The 13,398-nt window shown below is 52.8% G+C and carries 13 protein-coding genes and 1 other annotated feature; of the genes, 7 read left to right on the plus strand and 6 right to left on the minus strand.

Annotated features, from left to right (window positions below):
- Nucleotides 1–144: 144 nt before the first annotated feature.
- The 3 genes from clpB to rluD all read right to left on the minus strand — a co-directional run bounded on the left by clpB (nt 145) and on the right by rluD (nt 4,557).
- Nucleotides 145–2,718 carry an ATP-dependent chaperone ClpB gene (clpB, locus tag HX778_RS20125; RefSeq protein ID WP_176982867.1) on the minus strand — a complete coding sequence of 858 codons (2,574 nt, stop codon included), beginning with the start codon at nt 2,716–2,718 and terminating at the stop codon, nt 145–147.
- A 130-nt stretch (nt 2,719–2,848) separates the two neighbouring features.
- Entirely contained in the window at nt 2,849–3,580 is a 732-nt protein-coding gene (gene yfiH / locus HX778_RS20130; protein WP_176982868.1) for a purine nucleoside phosphorylase YfiH, read from the minus strand.
- Nucleotides 3,577–4,557: a 23S rRNA pseudouridine(1911/1915/1917) synthase RluD gene (gene rluD / locus HX778_RS20135; RefSeq protein ID WP_038479738.1), complete on the minus strand. Its 981-nt coding sequence runs from the start codon at nt 4,555–4,557 to the stop codon at nt 3,577–3,579. The genes yfiH and rluD overlap by 4 nt, the downstream gene beginning before the upstream one ends.
- Nucleotides 4,558–4,690: 133 nt before the next feature.
- Here rluD and bamD point away from each other — a divergent pair, with 133 nt between their 5' ends.
- The 4 genes from bamD (at nt 4,691) to pheA (ending at nt 7,456) form a co-directional block, all read left to right on the plus strand.
- A complete protein-coding gene (gene bamD / locus HX778_RS20140; RefSeq protein ID WP_038479735.1) occupies nt 4,691–5,428 on the plus strand; it encodes an outer membrane protein assembly factor BamD in 738 nt (245 codons plus the stop codon).
- A gap of 268 nt (nt 5,429–5,696) precedes the next feature.
- On the plus strand, nt 5,697–6,041 hold the full coding sequence (raiA, locus tag HX778_RS20145) for a ribosome-associated translation inhibitor RaiA (protein WP_008458158.1): 345 nt from the start codon (nt 5,697–5,699) through the stop codon (nt 6,039–6,041).
- 108 nt (nt 6,042–6,149) lie between these two features.
- Nucleotides 6,150–6,274: a sequence feature (Phe leader region), on the plus strand.
- Nucleotides 6,151–6,198 (plus strand): pheA operon leader peptide PheL, encoded by a 48-nt coding sequence (gene pheL / locus HX778_RS25045; RefSeq protein ID WP_193216298.1) that lies wholly within the window; start codon nt 6,151–6,153, stop codon nt 6,196–6,198. It overlaps the preceding feature by 48 nt.
- A gap of 21 nt (nt 6,275–6,295) precedes the next feature.
- Nucleotides 6,296–7,456 carry a bifunctional chorismate mutase/prephenate dehydratase gene (gene pheA / locus HX778_RS20150; RefSeq protein WP_038479732.1) on the plus strand — a complete coding sequence of 387 codons (1,161 nt, stop codon included), beginning with the start codon at nt 6,296–6,298 and terminating at the stop codon, nt 7,454–7,456.
- Nucleotides 7,457–7,493: 37 nt separating this feature from the next.
- Here the strand turns inward: pheA and HX778_RS20155 are convergent, their stop codons facing one another.
- The 3 genes from HX778_RS20155 to aroF all read right to left on the minus strand — a co-directional run bounded on the left by HX778_RS20155 (nt 7,494) and on the right by aroF (nt 10,646).
- Nucleotides 7,494–8,366 (minus strand): SMP-30/gluconolactonase/LRE family protein, encoded by an 873-nt coding sequence (locus HX778_RS20155; RefSeq protein ID WP_038479729.1) that lies wholly within the window; start codon nt 8,364–8,366, stop codon nt 7,494–7,496.
- Between the two features lie 77 nt (nt 8,367–8,443).
- Nucleotides 8,444–9,565, minus strand: a complete 1,122-nt coding sequence (gene tyrA / locus HX778_RS20160; protein WP_176982869.1) for a bifunctional chorismate mutase/prephenate dehydrogenase — start codon at nt 9,563–9,565, stop codon at nt 8,444–8,446.
- Between the two features lie 10 nt (nt 9,566–9,575).
- Nucleotides 9,576–10,646: a 3-deoxy-7-phosphoheptulonate synthase AroF gene (gene aroF / locus HX778_RS20165; protein WP_038479723.1), complete on the minus strand. Its 1,071-nt coding sequence runs from the start codon at nt 10,644–10,646 to the stop codon at nt 9,576–9,578.
- A 492-nt stretch (nt 10,647–11,138) separates the two neighbouring features.
- On the opposite strand from aroF, the gene HX778_RS20170 reads away from it, so the two are divergent.
- The 3 genes from HX778_RS20170 to HX778_RS20180 are packed head-to-tail and all read left to right on the plus strand — an operon-like array spanning nt 11,139 to nt 13,376.
- Nucleotides 11,139–11,657, plus strand: coding sequence for a YfiR family protein (locus tag HX778_RS20170; RefSeq protein WP_038483249.1), 519 nt, complete (start codon nt 11,139–11,141; stop codon nt 11,655–11,657).
- The gene (dgcN, locus tag HX778_RS20175) at nt 11,650–12,894 is read left to right on the plus strand and encodes a diguanylate cyclase DgcN (protein ID WP_038479720.1); all 1,245 of its coding nucleotides are present in this window, start codon (nt 11,650–11,652) and stop codon (nt 12,892–12,894) included. The genes HX778_RS20170 and dgcN overlap by 8 nt, the downstream gene beginning before the upstream one ends.
- Nucleotides 12,891–13,376, plus strand: coding sequence for an OmpA family protein (locus HX778_RS20180; protein WP_038479716.1), 486 nt, complete (start codon nt 12,891–12,893; stop codon nt 13,374–13,376). Before dgcN ends, HX778_RS20180 begins: the two co-directional genes overlap by 4 nt.
- The last annotated feature ends 22 nt before the right edge of the window (nt 13,377–13,398 follow it).

The following is a 13,398-nucleotide window of genomic DNA, read 5'->3' on the forward strand; positions in this document are numbered from 1 at the left end:
GAGTTCTCAGAGCCTGACAAGTATAAAATACAAAATAATTGCCGACCGCTCACTTTCCAGGCTAAGAGTATAAATCCTGGCCAGGAGTGGTTATTTTACAAACAAAAACGAGCCCAAAAGGGCTCGTTTTTTACGTTGTGTGACTTACTGCACTGCCACAATGCGATCGTCTTTTACTTCCAGCTTAATAGTTTTCCCAGGAATCAGCTCTCCGGAAAGGATTTGCTGAGCCAGTGGGTTCTCAATTTGCTGCTGGATAGCTCGTTTCAGCGGACGTGCTCCGTAAACAGGGTCATAGCCATTCTCACTTATCAGTTTCAGCGCTTCATCAGAGATGCTCACGCCATAGCCACGCTCTTCCAGACGTTTGTACAACCGCTGCAGCTGAATCTGCGCAATAGAAGCAATATGACGCTCACCCAGCGGATGGAACACCACGACTTCATCTATACGGTTAATGAACTCCGGCCGGAAGCTTTGGCTAACGACACCCAGCACCAAATCTTTCATATGACCATAGTCGAGCGCACCAAAGCGTTCCTGAATGAGATCGGAACCGAGGTTTGAAGTCATAATGACAACCGTATTACGGAAATCAACGGTTCTGCCCTGACCATCGGTCAGGCGACCATCGTCCAGCACCTGCAGCAGGATGTTAAACACATCCGGATGTGCTTTCTCGACCTCATCCAGCAGAATCACCGAATAAGGACGGCGACGTACCGCTTCCGTCAGATAACCGCCTTCTTCATAACCCACATAGCCCGGAGGCGCACCCACCAGCCGCGATACGGAGTGTTTCTCCATAAACTCGGACATATCGATACGCACCATCGCATCGTCGCTGTCGAACATAAAGTTCGCCAACGCTTTGCACAGCTCGGTCTTACCTACCCCGGTTGGTCCCAGGAACAGGAACGAACCGATTGGGCGATTCGGGTCCGATAGCCCTGCGCGGCTACGGCGAATAGCGTTGGATACCGCTTCGACGGCTTCATCCTGGCCAATGACGCGCTGATGAAGATCTTTTTCCATACGTAATAGCTTGTCGCGCTCGCCTTCCAGCATTCGGGCAACCGGGATCCCGGTCCAGCGCGCCAGGACTTCGGCGATTTCTGCATCCGTCACTTTATTACGCAACAGGCGCATGGTTTTCCCTTCACTTTGGGTCGCCGCGGCCAGCTGTTTCTCCAGCTCAGGGATTTTACCGTACTGCAGCTCGGACATACGCCCAAGATCGCCCACGCGTCGAGCCTGCTCAATCGCAATCTTCGCCTGCTCAAGTTCAGCCTTAATGGTCTGCGTACCTGACAGAGAGGCTTTCTCCGCCTTCCACTCTTCTTCAAGCTCAGAGTACTGGCGTTCTCTATCTTCCAGTTCTTCATTCAGCATGCTGAGTCGTTTCTGACTGGCTTCATCAGACTCTTTCTTCAGCGCCTGCTGCTCCAGCTTGAGCTGGATAATGCGGCGATCGAGACGGTCCAGCTCTTCCGGCTTGGAATCTATCTGCATACGAATGCTGGATGCGGCTTCATCAATAAGGTCGATGGCCTTATCCGGCAGTTGACGATCGGCAATATAGCGATGAGACAGCGTGGCTGCCGCCACAATTGCCGGATCGGTAATTTGTACATGGTGATGCAGCTCATAGCGTTCTTTCAGCCCACGTAGAATCGCAATGGTGTCTTCTACAGTAGGCTCCGCCACGAAAACTTTTTGGAAGCGTCGTTCGAGCGCAGCATCCTTCTCTATATATTGGCGATATTCATCGAGCGTGGTCGCGCCAACGCAGTGAAGTTCACCACGAGCAAGCGCCGGCTTGAGCATATTCCCGGCATCCATTGCGCCGTCTGCTTTACCAGCACCAACCATAGTATGCAGCTCATCAATAAACAGAATGACGTTACCTTCCTGCTTAGAGAGATCGTTCAGCACGCCTTTCAGACGCTCTTCGAACTCACCGCGGTATTTAGCCCCAGCCACCAGCGAGCCCATATCAAGCGCGAGAACCCGACGGCCTTTTAAGCCTTCAGGCACTTCACCATTGATGATGCGCTGCGCAAGCCCTTCGACGATGGCCGTTTTACCAACGCCCGGTTCACCAATCAGCACCGGGTTGTTTTTGGTACGGCGCTGCAGTACCTGGATGGTACGACGAATTTCTTCATCACGGCCGATGACCGGATCCAGTTTGCCTTGCTCAGCTCGTTCGGTTAAATCGACGGTGTATTTCTTTAATGCCTGACGTTGGTCTTCGGCACCCTGATCGTTCACGCTCTCCCCTCCACGCATTTGCTCAATCGCGGCGGTTATGTTCGCTGGCGTTGCGCCCGCTGCTTTCAGCAGGTCAGTCAGAGTGCCGCGTGAGTCAAGCACCGCCAGAACAAAGAGTTCTGACGAAATAAAGTTATCGTTCCGTTTTTGTGCCAGCTTGTCGCACAGGTTTAATACACGCACCAGGTCCTGAGAAGGCTGAACGTCACCGCCGGTGCCTTCCACCTGCGGCAAACGGCTTAGGGCCTGCTCAATGTCGGTACGTAGTTTGCCCGCGTTCACCCCCGCAGAGGTCAGTAACGGACGCACGGATCCTCCTTCCTGATTGAGCAGAGCGCTCATCAGATGAAGAGGTTCGATGAATTGATTGTCGTGCCCAAGCGCAAGAGATTGGGCATCGGCGAGAGCAAGCTGGAATTTATTGGTAAGACGATCCAGACGCATAACTCCTCCCATAAACAGGTCAAATTTGCTACTGGAGATTAAATGAGGTCATCCCTCAATTATTCAAGGTTAATGACCTGAAATATATGAAGCGCGAGCGACACGCACTGGATCGTCTTGATTCGATAGGTTATATCAGCCAGATGAAACTTGCCATACGACCTGTGGTTCTGTCGCGGCGGTAAGAGAAGAAATCGCCGCTTTCGGTCCAGGTACAGCGGTCGCCGCCGTACACCTGCGTGACGCCTACGTTTGCCAGCCGCTGCCTTGCAAGCTGGTAAATATCAGCATAGTACTTTTCACCGGCGGCACGAAAAGCGCTCACCGCTTTCTCGTCTTTTGCCATAAAAGCTTCACGCACTTCAGGCCCGACTTCAAACGCCAGGGGGCCAATCGCCGGCCCAAGCCAGGCACGAATGTTCTGCGGATCGTCCTGGAAACAGGCAACTGTTTCTTCTAGTACGCCTTCACATAAGCCTCGCCAGCCGGCATGTGCTGCGGCAACCTCGGTTCCCGCCTCATTACAAAACAGCACCGGCAGACAATCTGCCGTCATCACCGCACAAACCGTCCCCGGCGTATTGCTATAAGAAGCATCCGCACGCTTTGAGGCATAAGGCTCGCCCGTCAGCTTCAACACCGTTTTGCCGTGAACCTGCTCAAGCCAGACCGGCCGGGAAGGCAAGCCTGCCGCTGTGTAAAACAGCCGGCGGTTCACTTCGACATGCTCCAAATCATCGCCGCAATGGGCGCCCAGATTCATCGAGTCATACGGCGCGACGCTAACACCGCCGATACGGGTTGAGCTACAGGAGGCAACCCCTTCAGGAAGGGGCCACTGCGGGACGATCGTTTTGGTCATAGCCAGTCCAGTTGATCCTTATGGGTTTCGGTATCGACGCGCAGGGCTTCGATAAGGTCAACCATATCCTGCGGGATCGGCGCGCTCCATTCCATCAGAATACCGCTGACTGGATGGTAAAGACGTAGCATGGTGGCATGCAGCGCCTGCCGGTCAAACTTGCGCAGTATGCTGACAAACTCTTCCGAAGCCCCTTTCGGCGGACGAGGACGGCCACCGTACAGCTGATCGCCCACCAGCGGATGGCTGATGTGCGCCATGTGTACGCGAATCTGGTGAGTACGCCCGGTTTCCAGACGCAGACGCAGACGCGTATGAACGCGGAAGTGTTCCATAATGCGGTAATGAGTCACCGCAGGTTTTCCCATTGGGTGCACGGACATGTGGGTACGTTTGGTTGGATGGCGGCTGATAGGCTCTTCCACCGTACCGCCGCCGGTCATATGACCAATCGCAACGGCTTCGTACTCACGGGTAATTTCACGCAGCTGAAGTGCTTCAACCAGGCGAGTCTGTGCTGGAACGGTTTTCGCCACGACCATCAGGCCGGTGGTGTCTTTATCCAGGCGGTGGACGATGCCCGCACGCGGTACATCCGCAATCGCCGGATAGTAATGCAAAAGCGCATTCAGCACCGTGCCGTCAGGGTTGCCTGCGCCAGGATGCACTACCAGGTCACGCGGCTTATTGATCACCAGAATATCTTCATCTTCATAAACGATATTCAACGGGATATCCTGAGGCTCCCAGCGCGCTTCTTCTTCAATTTCTGCATTGATAGCAACGAGTTCGCCACCCAACACTTTCTCTTTCGGCTTGTCCCAGACAACGCCGTTGACCGTGACTTTCTGGTCAAGAATCCATTCTTTTATGCGCGAACGCGAATAATCCGGGAACAATTCGGCCAATGCCTGATCTAAGCGTTGACCCAGTTGTGAATCGGACACCGTTTCGGTGAGTTGTACTAGTTGTGCCATAGACAGCTTCTTTCGTTAACGTTGGGTTTTACGGCAATGCCGTTTAATATAATGTGCTATTGTAGCTGGTCTTTATCGGGAGCTGGAACACGAACTCTCCCGGAAATAAAATTACTTAGGAAAGTCAAACGTCATGACGCGCATGAAATATCTGGTGGCAGCGGCCACGTTGAGCCTGGCTTTGGCTGGTTGCTCCAGTTCCAAGGATGAGGTTCCTGATAATCCGCCTTCTGAGATCTATGCGACTGCCCAGCAAAAGCTGCAGGACGGTAACTTTAAAGCGGCGATAACGCAACTGGAAGCGCTGGATAACCGTTATCCGTTCGGCCCGTACTCTCAGCAAGTGCAGCTCGACCTGATCTACGCCTACTACAAAAATGCGGACTTACCGCTGGCTCAGGCGGCGATCGATCGCTTCATGCGCCTTAATCCGACTCATCCAAACATCGACTACGTACTTTACATGCGTGGCCTGACGGACATGGCTTTGGATGACAGTGCGCTGCAAGGCTTCTTCGGCGTTGATCGTTCTGACCGCGATCCGCAGCATGCTCGCGACGCATTCAACGACTTCTCGAAGCTGGTTCGCGGCTATCCAAACAGCCAATACGTCACCGATGCGACCAAACGCCTCGTGTTCCTCAAAGATCGCCTGGCGAAGTATGAGCTTTCCGTGGCGCAATATTACACGAAACGCGGCGCCTGGGTTGCAGTAGTTAATCGCGTTGAAGGTATGCTGCGTGATTATCCGGACACTCAGGCCACTCGTGACGGCCTGAAGCTGATGGAAAATGCCTACCGCGAGATGCAGATGCCGGGTCAGGCTGACAAAGTTGCGAAGATTATTGCCGCCAATAGCAGCAATACCTGATCGACGATATCGCAAGAAAAACGGCAGCCTCGGCTGCCGTTTTTTTATCTGCCGACGCAAAAACTGAAACGGTTTAGCGTCAGGTCATCCCATCAAATATGGACGCGATTTCCGATAACCACAAGCCTTAAAAATACATATCCTGTTCTGCCTCACAAAAAGCCTTCCTTGACAAAAAGTGACAAAATAATGTGATTTACATCACACATTTTGACATTAGGAACGGTATGCTGAAGTTACCAAGACGGCAAAGACAAGAGGTAACTTTATGACAATGAACATTACCAGCAAGCAAATGGAAATCACCCCAGCTATTCGCCAGCATGTCGCCGACCGTCTCAGTAAGCTGGACAAGTGGCAAACTCATCTAATTAATCCACATATTATCTTGTCCAAAGAGCCTCAGGGTTTTGTGGCCGATGCCACGATTAACACACCGAATGGGCACCTCGTAGCCAGTGCCAGACATGAAGATATGTATACGGCTATCAACGATTTAATCAACAAACTGGAGCGGCAGTTAAATAAAGTGCAACACAAAGGTGAAGCACGTCGCGCAGCAGGTTCAGTGAAAGACGTGTCCTTCGCAGAAGCAGAAGCTGACGAAGAGTAATACATCACTCTCCTTCCACTCACCGCAACGCGCCTTCGGGCGCGTTTTTTATTGACAGAACGAAAACAGAGCAGGTACTTTACCTCTCAGATTCCTCAGGAAACCTGACATGAAACTTTTCCCGTTTTTCTTCGCATTCTTTTTTACCTTCCCCTGACTGGGAGGCAATTCGTCGTGTGATAAAGAATGCGAAGACGAACAAACAAGCCTCCCAAGCGGGAGGCTTTTTTTATGGACATCGAAAAGGTAGCGTTATGACCGAAATTAATCCGTTGCTGGCCCTGCGCGATAAAATCAGCGCGCTGGATGAAAAGCTGTTAGCCCTGCTGGCAGAGCGCCGCCTGTTGGCGGTTGAGGTTGGCAAAGCAAAGCTCGCTTCTCACCGCCCGGTACGCGATATCGATCGAGAAAGAGACTTACTGGAACGCCTGATTACCCTCGGTAAAGACCACCATCTCGATGCCCACTACATCACGCGCCTGTTCCAGCTCATTATTGAAGACTCAGTTCTTACCCAGCAGACCTTGCTGCAGCAGCACCTGAATAAAACTAACCCTCACTCTGCCCGCGTCGCTTTCCTTGGGCCTAAAGGCTCTTACTCTCACCTGGCCGCTCGCCAGTACGCCGCTCGCCACTTTGAACAGTTCATCGAAAGCGGCTGCGCCAAATTCCACGATATCTTCAACCAGGTGGAAACCGGCCAGGCGGATTACGCCGTCGTGCCGATTGAAAACACCAGCTCGGGGGCTATCAACGACGTCTACGACCTGTTGCAGCACACCAGCCTGTCGATCGTGGCCGAAATGACGGTGCCGATTGACCACTGCGTGCTGGTTTCCGGCTCTACCGACCTCGAACAGATCCAGACTGTTTACAGTCACCCTCAGCCTTTCCAGCAGTGCAGCCAGTTCATTAATCGCTATCCTCACTGGAAAATTGAATACACGGAAAGCACCTCTGCGGCGATGGAAAAAGTCGCACAGGCTAACTCGCCTCACGTCGCCGCGCTGGGCAGTGAAGCCGGTGGCGCTCTTTACGGCCTGCAGGTGCTGGAACGCAACCTTGCAAATCAGACCCAGAACATTACTCGCTTTATCGTGCTGGCGCGTAAGGCCGTTGAAGTGTCCGATCAGGTCCCCGCGAAAACCACTCTGCTGATGGCAACTGGCCAGCAGGCCGGTGCGCTGGTAGAGGCGTTACTGGTCTTACGCAACCACAATCTGATCATGACCAGGCTGGAATCACGCCCAATCAACGGCAACCCGTGGGAAGAGATGTTTTATCTGGATATTCAGGCCAACCTGAAAGATGAGGCCATGCGTAAGGCGCTACGAGAGCTGGGCGAAATCACCCGCTCCCTGAAACTACTCGGCAGCTACCCAAGCGAAAACGTAGTACCGGTCGACCCGGCCTGATAACAATGCCAGCCCGGCTTCAACCGGGCTGGATAAATCACATTTCCCGAAACTTCAGCTTTTCCATTCCGGCCACTTCAACGCGGAGGGTGAAAAGTGCCCCAGACAGCGGTAACCGAGCCACTTCTTCATCGTCCATGTTTTCTCTGGTAGTGGTGATAAATAGCGTTTTCATATCATCGCCGCCAAAGCAAACCATCGTTGGGCAGCGCACGGGCAAGCGGTGCTCTTCCACTATCTCCCCTTGTGGAGAAATACGCGCAATGCGGTAACCATCAAACAGCGCCGTCCAGTAATGCCCTTCGCTGTCCATCGCCGCGCCGTCAGGCATGCCCTCGCCTTGGGCAAATCGCTTAAAGACTTCACGTATGCCCGGCTCGCCATGGGCATCCAGCGGCGTGCGGTAAATCACGGCATTTGGCGTGTCCGAGGTATACATCCATTTTCCATCCGCGCTAAATGCCAGCCCGTTAGCGCCGTGGATATCATGCTGAATCACATGCGGCGTCAGGTCGTTATCCACCCGGCAAAGTAACGCGCCATTATAGTCACCGGGGCCCCAAAACGTGCCGGCGTAAAAACGCCCCTGCCTGTCGGTACCGCCGTCGTTGAAACGGGCCAAATCCGGGTTACTTGGGTTATCACAGACTTTGCCCACGATAAGCCCGGTTTTATTGGTTAGCCAGATTCCGCTGCGCATCGCCACGATGAACCCGCCGGACTCACGCAGGGCAAAGCAACCCACCTCTTCAGAAAACTGAATAACGTCATGTTTGCCGCTGGCAAGATGGTAGCGGTGGATTTCGTTCTCAAGAATGTCCGTCCAATAGAGGCTGCCTTCTTCTGCGCTCCACGTAGGGCATTCGGGTAAGTGACCGGTATAGTCGAACAGCAGCTGCGGCTCAGCCATTTCAGGTATCCTTTTGGCAAACAAAAAAGCCAGCGGGCAAACTCCCACTGGCTTTTGATTATAAAACCTTTTGCCACTTACTGGCGGTTATCATTTGCCTGGCGTAACAGGACGCGGCTCTCATTCTGGAAACGTTGAGCGTAATCCCCGAACCAGTGCTCCACTTTACGGAAGCTGTCGATAAACGCCTGCTTGTCGCCGTGTTCCAGCAGGCCAATCGCCTCGCCGAAGCGTTTGTAATAACGCTTGATCAGCGCCAGATTGCTTTCTGACGACATAATAATATCGGCATAAAGCTGCGGATCCTGGGCAAACAGTCGGCCAACCATCGCCAGTTCAAGGCGATAAATCGGCGATGACAGCGCCAGCAGCTGCTCCAGCTGTACGTTTTCTTCCGCCAGATGCAGGCCATATGCGAAGGTCGCAAAGTGACGCAGCGCCTGGATGAATGCCATATTCTGGTCGTGCTCCACGGCGCTGGAGCGGTGCAAACGCGCGCCCCAAACCTGAATTTGCTCCAGTAGCCATTGATACGCTTCAGGCTGACGGCCGTCGCAGTAAACCACGACCTGTTTTGCCAGGCTGCCGCTGTCCGGGCCAAACATCGGGTGCAAACCCAATACCGGGCCAGAGTGCACGGCAAGCATCGCCTGCAGTGGGCCATTCTTCACCGAAGCCAGATCCACGAGGATGCAGTCCGCAGGTAGCGGAGGCAGACTGGCAATAACCTGCTCGGTGATGTGAATCGGCACGCTCACAATCACCATGCCCGCATCGGCCAACAGCTCAGGCGCTTTGTCCCAGTCCTCTTTTTCAAGAATGCGAACCTGGTAGCCAGAAAGCGTCAGCATTTTTTCAAACAGACGCCCCATCTGGCCGCCACCGCCCACAATCACCACAGGACGCAGTGAAGGATGCAGGGTTTTAAAACCCTTGTCGTTCTCGCTGGAGTACGACTCGCGCATCACGCGGCGCAGAACATCTTCAATTAAATCCGGTGGAACCCCTAAGGCTTCGGCTTCTTTACGGCGCGACGCCAGCATTGAAGTTTCGCGTTCCGGCACATAAATCGGTAAACCGAAGCGGCTTTTCACTTCGCCGACTTCCGCTACCAGTTCCAGCCGCTTAGCCAGCAAATCCAGTAGCGCTTTATCCACTTCATCGATTTGATCGCGCAGCGCGGTCAATTCAGCCACCATAGTAAACCTCTTATGCCTGACGAGCCGCCAGCACACCGCTCAGATCCTTGTGGATCTCACGCAGCAGGCTGTCCGTAGTTTCCCAGTCGATGCATGCATCGGTCACGGACACGCCGTATTTCATTTCGCTACGCGGCTGCTCTGACGATTGATTACCCTCGTGGATATTACTTTCAATCATCAGGCCAATAATAGAGCGGTTACCATCTTTAATCTGAGCAATGGCGGATTCTGCCACGCCCGGTTGACGACGGAAGTCTTTGTTTGAGTTGCCATGGCTGCAATCTATCATCAAGGACGGGCGCAGGCCTGCTTTCTGCATTTCGGCTTCACACTGGGCAACGTCCGCCGGGCTGTAGTTAGGGGCTTTGCCACCGCGCAAAATCACGTGCCCATCCGGGTTACCCTGAGTTTGCAGCAGGCAAACCTGGCCGGCCTGGTTAATGCCCACGAAACGGTGCGGCATAGCGGCAGCGCGCATGGCGTTAATCGCCGTCCCCAGGCTGCCATCTGTACCATTTTTAAAACCAACCGGCATAGAAAGGCCAGAAGCCATTTCGCGGTGAGTCTGGGACTCAGTGGTGCGAGCCCCGATTGCGGACCAGCTAAACAGGTCGCCCAGGTATTGTGGGCTATTCGGATCCAGCGCCTCGGTTGCCAGCGGCAGACCAAGGCTAACCAGCTCAACCAGCAGGCGACGCGCAATTTTCAGCCCTGCTTCCACATCAAACGAGCCATCCATATGCGGGTCGTTGATAAGCCCTTTCCAACCAACGGTAGTACGAGGCTTTTCAAAATAGACGCGCATCACGAGGTACAGACTATCGCTAACTTGTTCAGACAGAGCTTTAAAACGACGAGCGTATTCAATCGCGGCTTCCGGATCGTGGATCGAGCAAGGTCCACAGACAACCAACAGGCGCGGATCGCGGCCAGCAATAATGTTGGAAATCGTTTGACGTGATTGCTCAATTTGCGCTTCCTGCGCTGCGGTGAGTGGAAACTCTGCTTTCAGCTGATCCGGAGTGATGAGTATTTGTTCGTCAGAGATATGAACATTGTTAAGCGCGTCTTTTTGCATGATGGCAGTCCTGTGTTTAGCTCGTTTGCGATAGTCGTTTCCTCGTGGAGGAGGACTTACTGTAACCGCCAACAGTAAAGATTGCAATCCATTATACGTAAATTAATCGTTACACCAATGATTTAATAGCGCTTAAAAGCGCAACAACCGTAAACATTAAATTACACGCGGCATAAAAGTGCGTATTTTGTGGGCAAAATTGCATTAACATACAAAACAGCGCGTAAAAATTCATTCCCCCTTCTATGCTGATATTATCCTCGTGAGAACATTTTTTTAAGAGGAGAAGGATAACGATTTACGCCATCATTCCAGGGCTATTCTCGTTATTATTTTTGATAATCAGGAATATCATCACACTCAGGAATGAATGACGGGATTATGCAGGAGTGATATGCTCAACGGCGACATCATAAATAATAAAAGCTGTTTACTGCGGCTACGATGCTTTAGGGCTGGTGGCGCGTGAAAACTTCGCCTATTTTTCGCGGGATGCCTTTATTTACGACGTTTATCGTCTGCCTGCTATTTATATCCAGAACGCTGGCCTCACCGCCGGCAAGTCCGGTACTGTCCGACAAGGTTCGCACCATTGTTTCCGGCATTGTAAGCTATACGCGCTGGCCCCAGACGCAGGGGCTTCCCAAGCTGTGTATCTTCTCAACCGCCGCCTATGCCGCCACGCTAAGCGATAAAAATAGCGATATATCGTTCCAACCGTTGCTCGTTAAGTCTGACGAAGAGGCATTAAGAGCCCAGTGTGACGGGATCTATTTTGGTAACGAGTCACCACAACAGCAGTTGCAATTAATAGAACGTTATCAATCTCGACCTTTATTGTTAATTGCCGAGCAGAACCCGCAATGCATAATTGGCAGCGCTTTCTGCCTGAATATTCATAATGACGCAGTTTCTTTTTCGGTAAACCTTGATGCCCTTACGCGCAGCGGCGTCAGGGTTAGCCCGGATGTATTACTGCTGGCTCGGCCAGGGAATAATAGTCATGAATAAGGATTTGACCCCCTCGTCACGTCCGACGTTTAAAGGAACATTACGCAGAATCAGCATCATTAGCGTGGTTGTCGCCATGCTGATTGTCTGGCTGTTGCTTTCCGTCGCCTCGATGCTGACGCTAAAACAATACGCTCAAAAAAACCTCGAGTTACTGGCGGTAACCGTGAGCCACAGCCTGGAGGCTGCCGTTGTTTTCCGCGACAGTGCCTCCGCCAATGAAACCCTTTCGGTGCTGGGCAGGCAAGGGCAATTCACCGCCGCGAAGGTGGTAGATTCTGAAGGCAGGGAACTGACCCACTGGCAGGCAGATAAGCCGTCTCAACATGACATGGTTGGCGGCCTGGTCACGCGGTGGCTTTACCCTCACCCTATAAGACAGCCGATTTGGCACAACGGCAAAATCATCGGTGAAATGCGCCTCATAGGCACAGATGCCACCGTTACCCTGTTCGTCTGGCTTTCGCTAGGCGTGCTGACGGCCTGCATTTTGCTTGCCTCCATTATCGCATTGGGTATTTCACGCCATCTGCACGGTGATATCGACGCCGCTTTGCAGAATATTACCGACGTTGTTCACGACGTCCGCAGTAACCGTAACTTTTCTCGCCGCGTGTCGCCGGAAAAGATTGAAGAGTTTCACCTTTTTGCCCTGGACTTCAATAGTCTGCTGGACGAGATGGAAGAGTGGCAAAGACAGCTGCAGCTGAAGAACGCGTCGCTGCAAAAAACTGCCCTTCAGGATCCGCTGACAGGACTGGCAAATCGCGCAGCCTTCCGCACGGCGCTGGATAAGCTAATTGAGGACGCCGATACGCTCCAGAACAGCGCGCTGCTATTTATGGACGGCGACAATTTCAAATTTATTAACGACACCTGGGGGCACGCTGCCGGCGATGCAGTACTTATTGAGGTCGCAAAACGGCTGCTGATGTTTGCCAATACCCGCCATCTTGCATTCCGTCTCGGCGGAGATGAATTTGCCATGCTGCTTCACGCAGTCTGCAATGAAGGACAGGCCGCAGGAGTGCTAAAGCAGCTAAAGGAAATTATTGAGCAGCCGATTCTCTTACCGGGCGAACACTGGGTCACCATGACTCTAAGCGTTGGCGTCGCGCTCGCGAAAGACATTACGTCAGCAGAAACCCTCATGGAAACGGCCGATCGCAACATGTACATAGAAAAACACAAGCAGCGTGAGTTGCTTACAAAACAGCACCAAAGGGATTCATTATGATAGCTTCGCGCTTATTTGCACCAGCAATGCTCTTTTCATTCCTGTTAACCGGCTGTCAGGCACCACCGTCAACCTTCTCCCCTGAGCAAGTTGCCGCCATGCGCTCCTACGGCTTCTCAGAGTCAAACGACGGCTGGTCGCTTGGGCTGTCGGATAAAATTCTGTTCGGTAAAAACCAGTACAAGCTACAGCCTGAAAGCTATCAAACCATTCAGTCGATGGCCGCTAAGCTCTCAGCAACCGGCCTGAAGCACGCCCGTCTTGATGGCCACACCGATAACTACGGCGAAGACGGCTACAATGAACAGCTCTCTCTCAAGCGCGCGAACATCGTCGCGGATGCCTGGGCCGAAGGCGCTAAAATCCCGCGCAGTAACCTCACCACGCAAGGATTGGGTAAGAAATACCCGGTTGCCAGCAACAGTACCGGCGAGGGACGTGCCGAAAACCGCCGCGTCGCGGTCGTGATTACCGCCCCATAATCTAAACAAATTCAGCGCATAA

This window comes from Cedecea sp. P7760, assembly GCF_013386425.1.
GTDB classification, from domain to species: Bacteria; Pseudomonadota; Gammaproteobacteria; order Enterobacterales; family Enterobacteriaceae; genus Cedecea; species Cedecea selenatireducens.